This window comes from uncultured Bifidobacterium sp. (genome assembly GCF_945269915.1).
Classification (GTDB): Bacteria; Actinomycetota; Actinomycetes; order Actinomycetales; family Bifidobacteriaceae; genus Bombiscardovia; species Bombiscardovia indica.
This window is the reverse complement of the sequence record NZ_CALYOY010000021.1, coordinates 22,123-38,977: the sequence shown is the minus strand read 5'-3', so window position 1 is coordinate 38,977 and position 16,855 is coordinate 22,123. Positions and strand designations below refer to the sequence as shown.

Here is a 16,855-nt window from a genome sequence, read left to right as displayed (position 1 = left end):
CATGATGATGGCATACATGCAGGCCACGGCCAGGCACATGCTGAAGACCCAGAAAGTGATGCGGAGGGACCCGGCCCAGTACTGGACCCCGATTAGGACCCCCAGCCCGATGACCAGGATGAGCACGGTGCGCCGAACGGGCACCCGTCGGTTGGTGGCCATCAGGTAGACCAGACAGCCCAGCCACTCGCTGATGGCCGTGTAGAGCCGGGGGATATCGGGCAGTGCGTTGAGGATATGGGTCGTCATGGCCTGCCACCCACGTAGTCGGTAAGGGCCGTCATGAAGGCCTTCTTCCGCGGCCTGCTGACCCGGAGCCGTTCCCCGGTCGACATGATGCAATCCTGGGATTCCATACCCACCACATGGGCCAGGTTGACCAGGTAGCAGGAGTTGGACCGGAAGAAATCATGGTCGGCCAGCTGTGCCTCGAGGCCCTTCAGGGTGGCCGTGACGGTCAACCTGTCCGAGAGGGTGTGCATGACGCTGCTGTGCCTGACCGACTCCACGAACACAATGTCGTTGAGGGGTACGCGTCTCGCTTTCGTCCCCTCATTGACCAGGATGGACCGTTCCACCCTGCCCCGCACCTGGGCTATCGATCGTTCGAGTTCCTGCGAGAAGGCGAACCAGGGGAGCGGCTTGAGCAGGTAGGAAAGTGCACCCACCTCATACCCGTTGATGGCGTACTGCGGTGCCGAGGTGATGAACACTATGACGACCGAATCGTCCCGCGCGCGCACGCAACGGGCGACTTCGACCCCGTCCATGGGCTTCATCTGTATGTCCAGCAGGATGATGTCGTAGATGGGGGAGTAGTTGTCGGCGAATTCCTTGCCCTTCTCAAAGACGGAGACAGTGAATCGCTCCTTCTTCTCCTGCTCATATCTCTGGAGGTAATCCACCATGCGCTGGCAGCTGATTGAATCGTCGTCCACTACAGCGATTCGAATCGTCTCCATGAGCCATCCTCATTCCCGAATGTTCGACTGCTCCCGGTACTGAATACGCCAGAATTCCATTCCCTTGTATTATCCCACATCCAGGCCTTGCGGGACATGGGTTCGGGTCTTGTGCACAAGGCCGGCGGCTTTGATCGTCGACATCGCGGGAGGCACTCGCTCCCGGGGCGGTGAGGGGAGGGACATATTAGAATTTATGTGTGCAAACCGTTGAATCCTCCTCCTGGAAACCGTCGACCTGGCTGGCCCGGATCATGCTGCTCTTCGCAGCGGCCGCCTGGGGGGCTGGGTATACCTTCGAGAAGGTGGTTCTGGAGACCCTTTCCCTGCGCTGGCTGATGGGGATCAGGCTCCTGTGTGCCCTGGTCGTCATGACGCCCTTCCTCCTGCCCCGTCTTCGACGGGTCAACCTGGTGAACATGCTGGTTCCCGGGTCGATTCTGGGCGTGACCTATTGGGCGGCCTTCAGTCTGCAGATGATGGGGCTGACCATGATCGCCCCCGGACGCAACTCCTTCCTGACCGCCACCTACTGTGTTTTCGTGCCCTTCCTGGTCTGGATCATGACCAGGCGGAAGCCGGCCCTGCGCAGTTTCATCGCCGCCGCCGTCTGCATCGTCGGTGTGGCCCTGATATCGCTGCCGGTCCATGGGGAAGCGGGCGGAATGGGGGTTTCACTGAGCACCGGTGACCTGCTTACCTTGGGTGGTGCGCTCCTTTACGGAGTCAACCTGGTTGTGACCGGCTTCCTGACCAAGGAGTTCGACGCCCCCATACTGACCTATCTGGAGCTCTTCATCGCGGCCATCCTCTTCCTGGGATGTGCATTCATATTCGACCCCCTGCCGGGGCCTGCGAACTTCCCTCCCAAGACCCTCTGGTCCATGGTCTACCTGACCCTGGCCTCCACGCTCATCGCCCAGAACTTCCAGAACATCGCCTTCTCACAGGTACCGGCGGCACAGGGGTCGCTCATCCTGTGTTCGGAGAGCCTCTTCGGCATGCTGGTGTCTGTCCTGGTCATGCACGAGGAGCTGACGGGCAGCCACCTGGTCGGCTTTGCCGTCATCTTCGCAGCCATCCTGATTTCCGAGGTCCGGATTCGGAGGCATCCGCAACGATCCGGGCAATCCGGACGGCCCTGATGCCTGCACGGTTCCCCAGGGGCCATATGATCTTGCGACCGTATGCACCCAATCGGTCATTACCCTCCGCCCGGTGAATCCGGCCATTCAGAAACCTGCCTCTCCGACGGCGCCGCCCCCTTGTGCGGAACCTACTCCACCGTTCGGCTCACGGTTTGGGTCGACTCATGTGGCCAGTCCTCGCCCGGCAGCAAATCGTAGGGCATCTGCCGCTTGATGAGGTAGAAGATGACCAGGATCAGTGCCAGCAGGAGGGTGTATTGACGCATGGTCCCGGTCCAGGGACCGAATACGGCCAGGATGACCAGGGTGCGCAGCACATAGAAGACCAGCCGCGACCACCCATTGCGGACCTTGGTCTCCACGGTCATATGGGTAAAGGTGGCCCCCAGGGTCCTGCCCCTCCTGAACACGGGAATCACCAGCTCGAAGACCAGCAGCAGCATCAGATCCAGGATGATCACCATGGTGTTCAGGTGACCCGGGTCCACTGCCAGGGGACCCAGTCGGTAGCTCCCGTCCAGATGGTAGGTGGCCAGACGGTGCACGACATAGGTCAGCCCCAGCCCCAGGGACATGGAGATGATGTAACAGAGCACCAGATCCACGGCAAGGGCCACGCAGCGGTGCAGGAAGCCTGGCCTGGTGACCAGTTCCGCCGCCTCGGTCCGTTTGGCGGGCAGGAGACGGTTGACCACCAGGGCCACCAGGTAACCGATCAAGGCACCGGAGGTGTTCCATATCAGGTCATCCACATCAAAGAGACGGTAGGCGCACCCCACCAGGCCGAAGGCACCGGTGCCCTGGGCCGTTTCGATGAAGAGGGAGACCAGGAATCCGACGGGAAGGGCCACGCGCAGCTTCCACCTGCAGACCCTGCCCATGATGAAACCCAAAGGGAGGAAGAAGACCACGTTCAGCAGTATCTGGAAGAGGGCTGTGCGCCCACCGGTGCTCAGATCGGCCAGGAACCGCAGAGGGTCGAGCTGAGGACTCAGGTGGTGGGTGGCGCAGAAGGCCGCACGGTCATCGGGCATCGGCCAGAGTGTGAAGAAGACCAGGGCCAGGAGGTAGAGGATGACCAGGTAGGCCGACAGTGCCGAAACCAGCTGGAGACGATGATACCGGTTGTAGATCAGGGCAAGAATCGGCAGTGTCAGCAGGAGGGATGTAAAAGGCCAGAAGACCAGGGATATACCGAAGGACCCGCTGAAGTAACCCAAATATGTAGAAAGCACATCCCCCAGCTTATGGCAAGACCGCCATCGGCGGGTTCATTCGCGGGAATGAGACACCGACGGCGGTCGGCAGAGCAGGACGATATGTCAGTCGTCGCCCAGCGTCACATGAATACCCCCCACCAGGGAAGAGACCATGTTGTAGAGGAAGGCGAAGATCGTAACCAGGACCACGACCAGGACGATCTCGAAGATGGAGAAGATGGTGACCGAACTGAGAACCGTACTCAGGCTCAACACCTGGCCGAGGTCGAATCCGCCGGCATCCAGACCGGTTTTCGATATGACCTGGGTCAGGTTGTCGAAGAGTCCGATGGCGTTCAGGAGTAACCAGAGCAGGGTTGCCGCCACCACCTGGATGATGCCCCCGGCTATGGCCAGGAGGAAGGTGACCTTGGCCACCGACCAGGGCTCCAAACGGGTCAGGGAGAGCTGCATGCGCCGGGCCCTGGGAACCTGGGGCCTGGAGGGTGTCGCCGGAGCCGCAGGACGGGCCGGAGCCGCCGCGGAATCCGAAACTGCGGTACGGACAGGACGCACAGAAGCCGGTTGAGCAGACTCCTTGGCCATGTTGGAGGTCGCTTCCGTACTGCCACTCACCCTGGGATTGGCAGCTGACTTGTCGGGCTGGGCCCCACTCGCCCGAGACAGTTCAGCCCTGGCCTTCTTCTCATCGTTCTGGCTCATCGGCACTCCTTGATTGTTGCGGGCCCACCAGCCGGGACCTGGATATCTGTACTGAGACTACCAACCTTTGTAGACGGACCATACAACCGGATGGGCGGCTCCTCACCGCCCATCACAGTCGACGGTCACTGCCCGCCATCCTCGGATCCACCGTCGGCAAGGGTGGATTCACCGGTGCCGGTGGTGGCGATGGGCTGGTCATGGGCGGCCAGGGGAGCGGCCGAGGCCACATCATCACCCTGCTCGGTGGAGGCGTCGGCACCATCCTGATCGTCCTGGTCCTTTTCGGCGTTCCGGGCAATGGAGAGAATCTCATCACCCTTGTCGGGCTTGGCCAGGGTGACCCCCTGGGTGTTGCGCCCCGTCCGCTTGACCTCGGAGACATCGGAGCGGATGACCTTGCCGGACTTCATGATGGCCATGATCTGGTCATCCTCATCCACCACCAGGGCACCCACCAGGGATCCGCGACCCTCGACCATGGCGATGGCCTTGACCCCGTATCCGTTGCGTCCCTGTAGGCGGTACTCGCTCAGGGCCGTGCGCTTGGCGAAGCCCTCGTCGGTGACCACCAGAAGATCCTCGTCGGATTCCTCGGTGACCACGTCCATGCTGAGCAGCTCGTCGCCTTCGCGGAACTTCATCCCCTGGACGCCGGTGGTCTGCCTGCCCATGGGGCGCAGGGTCTCGTCATCGGCGGGGAACTTGACGCTCATGCCCTTGCGGGAGACCAGGATGATGTCATCCTTCGCATTGCAGAGTGCGGCACCAACCAGTTCATCGGTCAGCACACCGTCCTGGTCTTCCCCGTCGCCCCCGGTCGTCCCGAGTTCCATCAGACGGACGGCGATCAGGCCACCCTGACGGGGAGAGTCGTACTCGGCCAGATGGGTCTTTTTGACCTTGCCTGTCCGGGTTGCCAGGACCAGGTATTCGGCATCATCATACCCATGCAGGGAGAGGACCTGTTCGATCTTCTCACCCGGTCTCAGCTGAAGAAGGTTGGCCACATGCTGGCCCTTGGAATCGCGGGACCCCTCCGGGAGCTCATAGGCCTTGATCCGGTAGACCCTGCCCATGTTGGTGAAGAAGAGAAGCCAGCTGTGGGTGCTGGTCAGGAAGAAGTGGTCCACCACGTCATCCTCGCGCAGCTTGGTACCGCGGATACCCTTGCCGCCGCGGTGCTGTGCCCGGTACTCGTCGGCCTTGGTCCGCTTGACGAAACCGGAGTGGGTGACCGTAACCACGACGTTCTCGTCGGCGATCAGATCCTCGACGTTCATCTCGCCCGAATAGGGGACGATCCGGGTGCGGCGCTCATCGCCGTACTTGTCGACGATCTCGTCCAGCTCGTCGCCCACGATGGAACGCTGACGGTCCGGATGGGCCAGAATGTCGTTGTAATCCTTGATTCTGCGCATGAGTTCCTCATGCTCGTCCAGGATCTTCTGGCGTTCCAGGGCAGCCAGACGGCGCAGCTGCATGGCCAGGATGGCATCGGCCTGGACCTCGTCCACATCCAGGAGGTCCATCAACCCGGTCCGGGCCGTTTCGACATCCTTGGAGGAACGAATCAGGGCGATGACCTCGTCTATCATATCCAGGGCCTTCAGATACCCCTGGAGGATGTGGTCGCGTTCCTCGGCCTCGCGCTTGAGGTAGCGGGTACGACGTTCCACCACATCCAGCTGGTGGGCCACCCAATGCCGGATGAAGGCATCCAGGCTCAGGGTGCGCGGAACCCCATCGACCAGGGCCAGCATATTGGCACCGAAGGTCTGCTGAAGCTGGGTGTGCTTGTAGAGGTTGTTCAGAACCACCTTGGGCACGGCATCCCGCTTGAGGACCAGGACCAGACGCTGGCCGGTACGGCCGGAGGTCTCATCACGCATGTCGGCGATGCCCTGGATCTTGCCATCGCGCACGGCCTCACGGATGGAGGATGCCAGCCGGTCGGGGTTGACCTGGTAGGGGAGCTCGGTGACCACCAGGCACATGCGGCCCTTGATCTCCTCGGTGTTGACCACGGCCCGCATGGTGATCAGGCCACGACCCGTCCGGTAGGCCTGCTCGATGCCCCTGTGCCCCAGGATGGTGGCACCGGTGGGGAAGTCGGGCCCCTTGATGATGCCGATCAGAGCGTTGAGGAGCTCCTCCTTCGAGGCGTCGGGGTGGTTCAGGGCCCAGTGGACACCCTGGGCCACCTCGCGCAGGTTGTGCGGTGGAATGTTGGTGGCCATACCCACTGCGATGCCGGCCGAACCGTTGACCAGGAGGTTGGGGAAGCGGGAGGGCAGGACAGTGGGTTCCTGGGTCTTCCCGTCATAATTGGGGATGAAATCGACGGTGTCCTTGTCGATGTCGCGGACCATCTCCATGGCCAGGGGGGCCATACGGCACTCGGTGTACCTCATGGCGGCTGCGGGGTCGTCACCGGGGGAGCCGAAGTTGCCCTGCCCATCGATCAGGGGGTAACGCATGGACCAGGACTGGGCCAGACGCACAATCGTGTCGTAGATGGCCGCATCACCGTGGGGGTGGTACTTGCCCATCACGTCACCCACGACGCGGGAGCACTTGTTGTACCCCCTGTCGGGCCGGTAGCCGCCGTCGTACATGGCGTAGATGACCCTCCTGTGGACGGGCTTCATGCCATCACGGACGTCAGGGAGCGCGCGCTCCACAATCACGGAGAGGGCGTAGGAGAGGTAGGACTCCCTCATCTCCTGCTGGAGGTCAATGGGCTGGATCCGCTCACCCTGGAGGAGACCGTAATCGGTGTTGTCCATCTCCTGGGGGCTGAGCGGCTCACGCGACCCATCGGGCAGGTTGATGCCATCCTGGTCCGCGGTATTGTCGTTGTTCTTATCGTCTGCCAAAATCGATCCTTAACTCAAATGGTGAACAGAGGAGGCATCCTGCTCAGGCGTCGATGAACCGTGCGTCATGGGCGTTGCGCTGGATGAAGAGACGGCGGGGTTCGACCTCGTCGCCCATGAGCATGGTGAAGGTCTCATCGGCCTGCTCGGCGTCCTCGATGTGGATCTTCTTGAGGATGCGGTGTTCCGGGTCCATGGTGGTCTCCCAGAGTTCCTGGTAGCTCATCTCACCCAGACCCTTGTACCGCTGGATGCCTTCGCCCTTGGGCAGCTGACGGCCGGAGGCCTTGCCCTCGGCCAGGACCCTGTCGCGCTCGGCATCCGTGTACACGAAGCTGTGGGGGCCCTTGGTCCACTTGAGCCTGTAGAGCGGGGGCATGGCCACGTAGACGTAGCCGGCCTCGATCATGGGCCGCATGTAGCGGAAGAAGAGGGTCAGGTTCAGGGTGGCGATGTGGGCGCCGTCAACATCGGCGTCGGCCATGATGATGACCTTGTGGTAGCGCACCTTGTTGATGTCGAAGTCCTCGCCGTAACCGCCGCCGACGGCCGTGATCAGGGATTCGATCGTATCGGACTTCATCATGCGGTCCAGGCTGGCCCGTTCCGTGTTGAGGATCTTTCCCCTCAGGGGGAGGATGGCCTGGGTCATGGGATTACGCCCCTGGATGGCCGAACCACCTGCGGAATCGCCCTCCACGATGAAGAGCTCGCACTCCTCGGGGTTGCTGGACTGGCAGTCCTTGAGCTTGTCGGGCATGCCGGCCGTCTCGAAGATGGACTTGCGCCGGGTGTTCTCACGGGCCTTCTTGGCGGCGATGCGGGCATGCGAGGCCTCGATGGCCTTCTGGATGATGTTCCTGGCCTCGGAGGGATGGGCGTCGAACCAGTCGGTCAGACGCTCGGTCATGACCCGCTGCACGAAGGTCTTGGCCTCCGAGTTGCCCAGCTTGGTCTTGGTCTGGCCCTCGAACTGGGGGTTGGTCAGCTTGACCGAGATGACGGCCGTCAGGCCCTCGCGTACATCATCACCGGAGAGGTTGTCGTCCTTCTCCTTGAGGATGTTCTTCTCGCGGGCATACCGGTTGACCATGGTGGTCAGGGCCGCACGGAAGCCCTCCTCGTGGGTGCCGCCCTCGGTGGTCGAGATCGTGTTGGCGAAGGTGTGGACCGACTCGGAGTAGGAGGTGGTCCACTGCATGGCGATCTCGGCCGAAATACCCAGGTTCAGGTCCTCGGCCTCGAAGTCGATCACGTCCTCCTCCACCGGGGTGGCCTTGCGGACCTTGACCAGGTAGTCGACGTAATCCTTGATGCCGTTGGCGTACTGGTAGCTGACGGTCTGACCCTTCTCAGCAGTGGCATCGTCCTCGCCCGCCACCTCGTCGCCGGCTCCCTCGTTGGGGCGCAGGTCGGTCAGGGTGATGCGCAGGCCCTTGTTGAGGAAGGCCATCTGCTGGAAACGACTGCGCAAAGTCTCAAAGTCGTACTCGGTGGTCTCGAAGATCTCCGGATCGGCCCAGAAGGTGACCGAGGTGCCGGTATGCTCGTCCGGCCCCATGGCCTCGTCCTTGGAAAGGGGGGCGGTGGGGGTCTGGTCGCGGAAGCTCTGGTGCCAGTGATACCCCTGGCGGCGCACCTGTACGTCGATGCGGGTGGAGAGGGCGTTGACCACGGAGATGCCCACGCCGTGCAGACCACCGGAGACCGCATACCCACCGCCACCGAACTTGCCGCCCGCGTGGAGCTTGGTCATGACCACCTCGACGCCGCTCTTGCCCTCACCGGGAACGTCATCCACAGGGATGCCGCGGCCGTTGTCATCCACACGGATGCCATTGTCGGGCAGGATGGTCACTTCAATATGGTCCGCATACCCGGCCAGGGCTTCATCAACCGAGTTGTCAACGATCTCGTAGACCAGATGGTGCAGGCCGCGCGGACCTGTGGAACCGATGTACATGCCGGGACGGATGCGCACGGCCTCCAGCCCCTCCAAGACCTTCAGATCACTGGCGTCATAGTGCTCGGGGGACAGGGAATCATCCAGCTGGGCATCGTCCAGCCGCTCCTGGGACTCCAGCCCCTCCTCCCGTTCAGGTGAATCTTCAGACGGATCAGTATTGAGATCTGCCACGGTATTCCTTTCTGCACCTTCGCACCACCCCGATAATCGGATTCGCACACGGCCGCACGAAGGACTTTGCCATGGTCATTACGTTCCAAATCGTCCATAAAGGGGCCTTGGAAGCGTTTGACCGTCTGTCCTATAGATTACCAGCGTTATGGGACTTTAGGCTCTCAGAAAGCGCAGGACGCAGCTTGCCTGATTCGGATCCACCATGGAGATCATCCATAGGTGTCGCGCACACCCCGTCCGGGGGGATCGAAACGGCCTCGTCTGAAGGAGTAATTATGGGGACCGGTCACCTTGACCTCGGTCACCGGCATCTGCAGGCGCTTGGCAATGGCCTCCTGGAGCTGGGGAACAAGGTAGGTCAGCTGGGTGGCCCAGACCGTGGTCTGCGCCTGGACTATCAGGACACCATCCCTGTAGGACACCACCCGTGAATGGGCTGCTATGCCCGGCCCCACCACCGTATCCCAACGGTTCTGCAGGCTGGCCACCTTCATGTGGGGCACCCATCCGCTGCCGGCGGCCATGGAGGAGATCACCCCACCCAGACGGTTGGGGTCCCTGCCCGGTTTGCCGAAGTCGAACCAGGCCAGGCGTGATTTCTCCCGCAGTTCCTCCTGCTTGGCCGCCTGCCGGGTATATTCCTCGAACACCTTGGCGGGCAGGAGACGTTGGTCCAGATGCAGACTTTCGACGATGGGCCTCCTCATGTCCGGTCACCGTCCTGACCGGACCGGGCACGGGTCAGATCGGCCAGTGCCCTGCTGATTTCCTCGTCCTGATCCCGCTCGAAGGCATCGGCCTTCAGCGATTCCACATCCACCAGGCGGGCCTCATCCAGCGAGGGAATGTCACCGTCGGCCGCCACGGTGATCAGAACCTGGTCCTGGTCACCCGCAAAAGCGAGGATCTGGCTCCTGCGGCCCTCATCAAGCTGGGCGAAAACATCATCAAGCACCACAATCGGCCTGACCTGCTTGGTCTGGACAATCACCTCGAATAGAGCGAGCCTCAGGGCCAGGGCCAGGGTCCACATCTCCCCGTTGGAGGCGAATTCACGGGCCTGCATTCCGTTCAGTCCGAAGACCAGGTCATCGCGTTGGGGGCCTATCAGGTTGGTGCCACGAGCCACCTCACCCGGGTAGATGCGTTGGAAGTGCTCGCTGATGGCCTCTTCAACCGCGCTTTCGGATCCATCCTGGTCCCTGATCTCATCCAGAGAGGGGACATAGTCCAGGTTGGCCTCCTGCCCAGGCCCGGCCAGATCGGAATACAGGGTCTCGAAAGGACCTGCAAGCGCAGCCACCAGGCTCATCCGTCGCCTGGTCAGGTCCAGACCTGCCTGGATGAACTGGCCGGTCCATATCTCCAACCCCGACAGGACCGCATTGCGCTGGTCGGTCCCCCGATCACCTTGTTTGAGCAACTGCTTGAGCAGGGCGGAGCGTTGCTGGGCGATGTGGGCGAAGTTCTGGCGGCTCCTGAAATAGTCCGGGTCCAGCAGGGCTCCGGCCTCGTCCAGGAAGGACCTGCGCACCAAGGGCTCACCTGAAACCATGCGTTGATCATCGGGTGAGAAGGTCACACAGGGCACCTTCCCCACCATATCGCGCATATAGAGGGAGGGGCCGCCGTTGATTCGGCCCCGCTTGGCACCCTTGGCGGTGATGGTCAGCTCGTAGTCGGTCGGATCCTCACCACCCTGGATCCGTGCCCTGACCGTGGCCTTGGACCGCCCTCGTTCCACCAGGGGCAGCGAGGAGGATACACGGTGACTGGTCCCGGTCGACAGGACCTCGATGGCCTCGACCAGGTTGGTCTTGCCCAGTCCGTTCCTGCCCTTGATGATGGTTACGCCCGGTTCCAGATCCAGAAGACAGGTGTCCCAGGAACGGTAGTGGTCCAGGACCAGGCGGGATATGTACACGGGTCGCTTTCCTCGAATAGGGAGGCCACCTATCCCCCTCCGACTCCGGATGCCGTGAAGGCGGGGCCGTTGACGAACAGGTAATGGGTGGCCTGACGGTGAATCAGTTGTTGAACCGCATGGGAACCAGGAGGTAGCGGTAGTCCATGGACTCTTCGGAATCCTTCTCCTGCTGACCGTTGAACTCCACAGCCTTGACGGCCGAGGTCATCTTGACCCGGATGAAAGGTTCGGTGATGGCACTGAGGCCATCGATCAGGTAGCTGGGGTTGAAAGCCACGGTGATCTCCTCACCGTCCAGGTCGATCGGGAGGATTTCATGGGCCTGGGCCTCGTCGGCGGTCCCTGCGCTCAGGGTCAGCTCCTGGCGGGAGAAGAGCATTCGAATCGGGGCATTGCGCTCGGTGACCAGGGCCACACGCTTGATGGCGTCGATCAGCTCCTGGCGGGAGACGACCGCCTGGATGGGGTACTCATCGGCAAAGAGACGGTCCACGGCGGGGAACTCCCCGTCGATCAGCTGGGAGGTCGATACCTTGCCGGCGTTCTCGACGCCCATGATGGTGGGATTGTCCTGCTCGTAATCCATGACCACGTTCTGGTGCTCGTCCAGGGAGCGAGCGATGTCGCGCAGGAGGGAACCACGAATCAGCATGGAGGTGGAGAAGTCGGCGTCCCTGGGGGTCCAGGTGAAGCTGGAACGGGAAAGACGGAAACGGTCCGTTGCGGTCATGACCACCTTGTCGCCTTCGATTTCGGTCTTGACGCTGGTCAGAACCGGTCGGCTTTCCTCGCGGGAGACGGCGACGATGGCCTGGGAGATCGACTGGACGAAGGTCCCGGCATCGACTTGGCCCATGGCTTCAGGAACCGCGGGAAGGTCAGGGTATTCCGTATCGGGCATCAGTTGCAGGGAGAAGGTCGATTTCCCCGAGGTGATGGTCATCTTTGAGCCCTCGGTGGAAAGGTAGGTCTTCTCCGAGGGGAGCGACTTGGTGATGTCGGCCAGGAGCTTGCCCAGCACCAGTGCGGTGCCGGGTTCGTCGACACCGGCTTCGATGTGGTTACGGGCCGAGACCTCGTAGTCGAAGGCCGACAGCTTCAAGGTTCCGTCGGATGCTTCGAGCTTGATGCCGGCCAGAATAGGTGATGCCGGGCGTGATGGGATGATGCGGGTTGTCCAGGCGATGGCGTCTGACAGCGCGGCTGAGTTGACTTCAACTTTCATAGGGCCTTCTTGTCGATGAATGATCTGGGTTCATTCTATCGAATCGTGGTGCTTCCGGTATGGGCTGTTCGCCGGAACTGATTGAGATGATGGTGAACTGGATAAATATTCATGGGTTCGTAGTAGTAAGACCGGTGGATTGTGTGGATAAGTTTTATTTTCCTTGCAAGTAGGTGGATAGTTCCCCGTCGACAAAAGTGGATAAGTTGGTCAGCAAGTGTGCACAACAAACCGACTTGTCCACAAGCGTCAGAAAATCTAAAGTTATTCACATTTTTCTGGTGCTTATTCACGGAAAGTCCACCAGTTTTCCACGCCAGAATGGTGGGTTATTCCCAAGGATTACCCACATCTGGGGATAAGTGGGTGGAAAACTTTTTTCTTCCATCCCCAATGTGTCAGCGTGTCGTCAGGCATTGGCAGGCTGTTTCAGCCTGACCGTCAACTCCATGACGTAGTTGTATATTTCCCGCTTCTCCTGCATCTCGTTGGATATGCGGGTATAGGCATGCATGACGGTGGTGTGGTCCCTGCCTCCGAAAACCTCACCGATATCGACCAGGGACATGCTGGTCATCTCACGGGCCAGATACATGGCGATCTGGCGGGCCAGTGCGATGTTCTTGGTCCTGGTGCGCCCCACGATGTCATCAAAGGTCAGGTGGAAGTACTTGGCCACCTGGGTGATGATGTCGGTGGGTTTGATTTCCACGTCGGTCGAGAAGAAGTCCTGCAGGGTCTGCTCGGCCAGGGCCGAGGTGACCGGCTGGTTGTTCAGGCTGGCCACGGCGGTGACCCTGGTCAGGGCCCCCTCCAGTTCCCTGATGTTCTCAGTGAAGCGCTCTGCTATCAGATCCAGGACCTCATTGGGGATGCTGACCCCGTTCATCGAGGCCATCATCCGCAGGATGGCCACGCGGGTCTCCCTGTCCGGTGGCTGGACGTCGACGGTCAGACCGGAATCGAACCGTGAAATCAGCCTCTGCTCGAATCCCTTGAGGTTCTTGGGCGGCACGTCGGAGGCTATGACGATACGCTTGTTGGCATCGTGCAGGGCGTTGAAGGTGTGGAAGAACTGGTCCAGGGTGGCTTCCTTGCCCCCCAGGAACTGGATGTCGTCGATCAGGAGGACATCCACCTCCCGGTAACGTCGGTTGAATTCAGCAATCTGTCCGTTGCCCTGGGTCGAATTCTGCAGGGCGTCGATGAACTCGTTGGTGAACTCCTCGGAATTCACATACCGCACCCGCAGCGATGGATCCTTGACCAGGGCGTAGTTGCCGATGGCGTTGAGGAGGTGGGTCTTGCCCAGACCCGAGCTGCCATAAATACAGAGCGGGTTGAAGTTCTGCCCCGAGCCCTCTGCTACGGCCAGGGCCACGGTACGGGCGAACCGGTTGGAATCACCGGGAACGAAGGTATCGAAGGTGGCGTTCTTGTTGAGGTGGGTCTCCGGATCCCGTTCCACCTTGTTCTGGCCCATCGGGAACTGGGGGACCGAGAAGGGTTGGTGTTTCTGCGGCACGGCGGTTTCGCCATGGTATTCGCCCTCGTGCCGGCCTCCCGGGACCACGGAGGATTGTTCAGCCAGCTCAGCCTGCATGTCAAGGGTCATGGGCACGTAGGTGCCCTGGTGGAAGTCATCGCTCGAAATGATGGGGGTCTTTTGACTGGGGCCCAGGTTGGAGCCCGCCTGGAACCCTGATCCATCCTGACCCTGTTGCCAGCCGACAGGGGTCTGTTGCTTGCCCTGGCCTGAATGGGTCGGCCGGGAGGGTTGGTAGGAAGGATAGGGATCCGGTTCATTGACGGGGCCGGCTTGGGTGGTGGGGATCTGTCTGAATTCCCCACTGCCCGCAGTCCCCGCCTGGGCGCCTTCGCCCTGGTCGGCATTGGCCTGCTGGGGGTAGACGATCTTGATGGCCGGGAACATCTCCTGGTTGGTGACCAGTTGAAGAGCATTGAAAAGGGGTTGGCTCAGCGGACCCTGAACGGCTTCCTGGGTTTCCCTGGAGGAGACACGAAGCACGATGGTGGTGCCGAAAACGGCCTCGGGGGTGATGTCCTCCAACCAGCCCTTGTCGCGCGAGGTGAGGGAATTGCTGTAACGGAGTACCTGCAGGACCGCGTCCCAGATTCTCTTGGCCTGGGATGTGGCATCCAGCGGATCCTGCGCCATCTCCAACTCCTCTCGGTGATACAGACCGTCCCCGGTGCGCTGCGTATATAAGGCAGCATTCCTACCAACAGACAGTAGACTATTGTTACACCGACTCAGTCAGGTTATCCACAGGGTAGCGTGTTGTTTTACGGTCGAATGTGAATAACAGTGATGTAATTTGTGGATAAGTCCGGTGTCTTCCCTCCTGTAATCATGGGCTTTATGGCAATCCGGAAACCATCGACTCCGTGATCTGGCGGTCAGGGAATGTCTTCTCGGATTTGTCTTTCTCGACCAGGTTGTGGATTCGGCTCGGCCAGTCACGAGACGGAAGAGGCAATGTGGCGAATTCGGAGCCGTTGCGTTTTGACTCGGTCCCGCCTGATGTGTACCGTGGTATAGCTTGACTCATGACGAGCCGTACTCGAGTATGACTACAACCAGGAGCGATTAATCATGAAGAGGACATTCCAACCCAACAACCGTCGTCGTCACATGAAGCACGGATTCCGCGCCCGTATGCGGACCCGTTCCGGCCGTGCGCTGATCAACCGCCGTCGGGCCAAGGGTCGCAAGTCCCTCTCTGCCTGAGTCGGACTTGACCTCCCGCAGAAGGTGGAACGGCTGAAAAGCCACCGCGACTTCACCACGGTGCTCAGACGGCGTAGGCGAGTCAGCAGTCATGATCTGGTCATCCATTACCTGGTACCTGATTCCGTGGCGGCTCTCTCACCTTTTGCCCCGGGCGATCAGGCGGAATGCGACGACCTGGCGCAGGACCGCCGTCGCATGGGGCTGGCTGTATCCAAAAGTGTAGGCAAGGCCGTCACACGAAACAAGGTGAAGCGCAGATTCCGTCAACTGGCCCGTGCCAAGGAGGATCTCCTCCCACCCTGCTGTGACCTGGTCATCCGTGCCAAGCCCGGAGCGGCCGAGGCCCCCTTCCATGATCTGGACCAGCAGATGGACCGCCTTTTCCGTGATCTGGCCAGGAGGGTCCATACCGGAAGCGTGGTATCCGGTAATCCGGGAGGGCACGAAGAACCTGAGGCTGAATCCGGAGAGGCGGGTGCAGCATGACATCTCCCCTGACCGGTATGTTCACGGCCGCCATCCGTTGGTATCAGCGACATGTGTCGCCCCTGTCGCCGCCTCGTTGTCTGTATTACCCCACCTGCTCCCAGTACGCCCTGACGGCAATTCGGCGTTTTGGCGCTCTGAGGGGGTCCCTCCTGGCCCTTGTGCGCCTTTTGCGGTGCACCCCTTTCAATAGCGGGGGCATCGATGATGTGCCGCAGCGGTTTTCACCCTTCTATCGATTCTCATGGTCCAAGGCCCATGAAGAACCACGACTGACGCCAATGGTCTCGGACAAGGAGACGGCCTGACAATGTTCCAGAACAACGAAACCTTCACCTTCGATACGGGCATATATGGCTTCTTCTATAAGATCCTGCGCCCCGTCGAGTGGCTGATGACCTACATCATGGCCTACTGCCACAAGCTTCTGACCCTGCTCGGTCTACCCGAGGGGCCTGGTCTGGCCTGGGCCCTGTCGGTGGTCCTCCTGGTGGTTGTGGTCAACATCTGCGTCCTCCCTCTCTTCATCAGGCAGCTCAGGTCCATGCAACGCATGCAGGCCCTCCAGCCCAAGCTGATGAAAATCCAGAACAAGTACAAGAACAAGAAGGACCAGGCCAGTCGCGAAGCCATGAGTCGCGAGACCATGAAGCTCTACCAGGACAACCACGTCAACCCGGCGGGATCCTGTCTGCCCATGTTGGTCCAGGGCCCGGTCTTCATGACCATGTTCTACGTGCTTTCGGCCGTTCCCTTCATAGCCAGGGGGAAGCGGGATCCACTCGGTGCCTTCAATGTCGCAGTGGCCACGGAGTTCGAGGAAACCACCTTTTTCGGTCTGAAAATCTCCGACAACTTCATGTCGGCCCAGGGTGCCGGCAGGATCGTCATCGTGGTCTTCATCATTCTGATGTGCCTCGCCATGTTCTATTCCCAGTTCCACAACGTCCGGAAGAACATGCCGCGTTCGGCCATGCAGGGCCAGCAGTACCGGATGCAGCAGATGATGGCCTTCATCTTTCCCGTCATGTACATCTTCTCCGGCATCTACTTCCCCTTCGCCGTGTTGATCTACTGGCTGACCAACAACCTCTGGAACCTCGGGCGAACACTGTTCCAGGTGAGGCATATGCCGACCCCCGGGTCGCCTGCGGCCGAAGAGAAGCAGGAGCGTGATCACCGCCGTGAGAACGCCCGCCGCAGCCATCAGGGACTGCCCTCCCTGGAGGAGGAGGAACTGATGGAGGCCAAGCAGGCCGAAGAGGAGGCGAGGAGGAACAAGGGTGTATCCCACCAGCGCAGCCAGCCGAGTCGTAAGCGTAAAGGACGCTGATCCCGGAATATCGATTTCATCGGATTGATGATGTTCCGCGGTTGTCCCAACCGTGTATCCTCGATAGTGGACACTCGT

14 protein-coding genes and 1 pseudogene are annotated in these 16,855 nt (G+C 60.8%); 5 read left to right on the top strand and 10 right to left on the bottom strand.

Features of this window, described 5'->3' with window-relative positions; all coding sequences use genetic code 11:
• A pseudogene (locus Q0K62_RS05270) lies at positions 1 to 249 on the bottom strand (ATP-binding protein); the annotation flags it as partial.
• Positions 246 to 962 (bottom strand): LytTR family DNA-binding domain-containing protein, encoded by a 717-nt coding sequence (locus tag Q0K62_RS05265; protein ID WP_297316934.1) that lies wholly within the window; start codon positions 960 to 962, stop codon positions 246 to 248. The pseudogene Q0K62_RS05270 and the gene Q0K62_RS05265, both read right to left, overlap by 4 nt.
• A gap of 200 nt (positions 963 to 1,162) precedes the next feature.
• On the opposite strand from Q0K62_RS05265, the gene Q0K62_RS05260 reads away from it, so the two are divergent.
• Positions 1,163 to 2,107, top strand: a complete 945-nt coding sequence (locus tag Q0K62_RS05260; RefSeq protein WP_297316933.1) for a DMT family transporter — start codon at positions 1,163 to 1,165, stop codon at positions 2,105 to 2,107.
• A 131-nt stretch (positions 2,108 to 2,238) separates the two neighbouring features.
• On the opposite strand, the gene Q0K62_RS05255 is transcribed toward Q0K62_RS05260, so the two are convergent.
• The 8 genes from Q0K62_RS05255 to dnaA all read right to left on the bottom strand — a co-directional run bounded on the left by Q0K62_RS05255 (position 2,239) and on the right by dnaA (position 14,382).
• On the bottom strand, positions 2,239 to 3,345 hold the full coding sequence (locus tag Q0K62_RS05255; protein WP_297316932.1) for a VanZ family protein: 1,107 nt from the start codon (positions 3,343 to 3,345) through the stop codon (positions 2,239 to 2,241).
• An 87-nt stretch (positions 3,346 to 3,432) separates the two neighbouring features.
• Positions 3,433 to 4,032: a DUF3566 domain-containing protein gene (locus Q0K62_RS05250; RefSeq protein ID WP_297316931.1), complete on the bottom strand. Its 600-nt coding sequence runs from the start codon at positions 4,030 to 4,032 to the stop codon at positions 3,433 to 3,435.
• Positions 4,033 to 4,157: 125 nt separating this feature from the next.
• Positions 4,158 to 6,821 (bottom strand): DNA gyrase subunit A, encoded by a 2,664-nt coding sequence (gene gyrA, locus Q0K62_RS05245; protein ID WP_297316936.1) that lies wholly within the window; start codon positions 6,819 to 6,821, stop codon positions 4,158 to 4,160.
• A 133-nt stretch (positions 6,822 to 6,954) separates the two neighbouring features.
• The gene (gyrB, locus tag Q0K62_RS05240) at positions 6,955 to 9,048 is read right to left on the bottom strand and encodes a DNA topoisomerase (ATP-hydrolyzing) subunit B (protein ID WP_297316930.1); all 2,094 of its coding nucleotides are present in this window, start codon (positions 9,046 to 9,048) and stop codon (positions 6,955 to 6,957) included.
• Between the two features lie 212 nt (positions 9,049 to 9,260).
• Positions 9,261 to 9,758: a DciA family protein gene (locus tag Q0K62_RS05235; protein WP_297316929.1), complete on the bottom strand. Its 498-nt coding sequence runs from the start codon at positions 9,756 to 9,758 to the stop codon at positions 9,261 to 9,263.
• On the bottom strand, positions 9,755 to 10,975 hold the full coding sequence (gene recF, locus Q0K62_RS05230; protein ID WP_297316928.1) for a DNA replication and repair protein RecF: 1,221 nt from the start codon (positions 10,973 to 10,975) through the stop codon (positions 9,755 to 9,757). Before recF ends, Q0K62_RS05235 begins: the two co-directional genes overlap by 4 nt.
• A gap of 103 nt (positions 10,976 to 11,078) precedes the next feature.
• Positions 11,079 to 12,203, bottom strand: coding sequence for a DNA polymerase III subunit beta (dnaN, locus tag Q0K62_RS05225; protein WP_297316927.1), 1,125 nt, complete (start codon positions 12,201 to 12,203; stop codon positions 11,079 to 11,081).
• 409 nt (positions 12,204 to 12,612) lie between these two features.
• On the bottom strand, positions 12,613 to 14,382 hold the full coding sequence (dnaA, locus tag Q0K62_RS05220) for a chromosomal replication initiator protein DnaA (RefSeq protein ID WP_297316926.1): 1,770 nt from the start codon (positions 14,380 to 14,382) through the stop codon (positions 12,613 to 12,615).
• Between the two features lie 438 nt (positions 14,383 to 14,820).
• Between dnaA and rpmH the strand changes: the two genes are divergently transcribed.
• The 4 genes from rpmH to yidC are packed head-to-tail and all read left to right on the top strand — an operon-like array spanning position 14,821 to position 16,777.
• Complete coding sequence (rpmH, locus tag Q0K62_RS05215) at positions 14,821 to 14,955, top strand: 50S ribosomal protein L34 (RefSeq protein WP_033491033.1); 135 nt, start codon at positions 14,821 to 14,823, stop codon at positions 14,953 to 14,955.
• Positions 14,956 to 14,979: 24 nt separating this feature from the next.
• The gene (gene rnpA, locus Q0K62_RS05210; protein ID WP_297316925.1) at positions 14,980 to 15,444 is read left to right on the top strand and encodes a ribonuclease P protein component; all 465 of its coding nucleotides are present in this window, start codon (positions 14,980 to 14,982) and stop codon (positions 15,442 to 15,444) included.
• Positions 15,441 to 15,752, top strand: a complete 312-nt coding sequence (yidD, locus tag Q0K62_RS05205; RefSeq protein WP_297316924.1) for a membrane protein insertion efficiency factor YidD — start codon at positions 15,441 to 15,443, stop codon at positions 15,750 to 15,752. The genes rnpA and yidD overlap by 4 nt, the downstream gene beginning before the upstream one ends.
• A gap of 2 nt (positions 15,753 to 15,754) precedes the next feature.
• Complete coding sequence (gene yidC, locus Q0K62_RS05200; RefSeq protein ID WP_297316923.1) at positions 15,755 to 16,777, top strand: membrane protein insertase YidC; 1,023 nt, start codon at positions 15,755 to 15,757, stop codon at positions 16,775 to 16,777.
• Positions 16,778 to 16,855: the final 78 nt, after the last annotated feature.

Bases quoted from the DNA above. Each gene is read 5' to 3' on its own strand.
- yidD (WP_297316924.1), top strand. From the start codon at position 15,441: ATGACATCTCCCCTGACCGGTATGTTCACGGCCGCCATCCGTTGGTAT.
- dnaA (WP_297316926.1), bottom strand. From the start codon at position 14,382: ATGGCGCAGGATCCGCTGGATGCCACATCCCAGGCCAAGAGAATCTGG.
- Q0K62_RS05250 (WP_297316931.1), bottom strand. From the start codon at position 4,032: ATGAGCCAGAACGATGAGAAGAAGGCCAGGGCTGAACTGTCTCGGGCG.
- rpmH (WP_033491033.1), top strand. From the start codon at position 14,821: ATGAAGAGGACATTCCAACCCAACAACCGTCGTCGTCACATGAAGCAC.
- dnaN (WP_297316927.1), bottom strand. From the start codon at position 12,203: ATGAAAGTTGAAGTCAACTCAGCCGCGCTGTCAGACGCCATCGCCTGG.
- yidC (WP_297316923.1), top strand. From the start codon at position 15,755: ATGTTCCAGAACAACGAAACCTTCACCTTCGATACGGGCATATATGGC.
- Q0K62_RS05265 (WP_297316934.1), bottom strand. From the start codon at position 962: ATGGAGACGATTCGAATCGCTGTAGTGGACGACGATTCAATCAGCTGC.
- Q0K62_RS05235 (WP_297316929.1), bottom strand. From the start codon at position 9,758: ATGAGGAGGCCCATCGTCGAAAGTCTGCATCTGGACCAACGTCTCCTG.
- gyrA (WP_297316936.1), bottom strand. From the start codon at position 6,821: ATGGACAACACCGATTACGGTCTCCTCCAGGGTGAGCGGATCCAGCCC.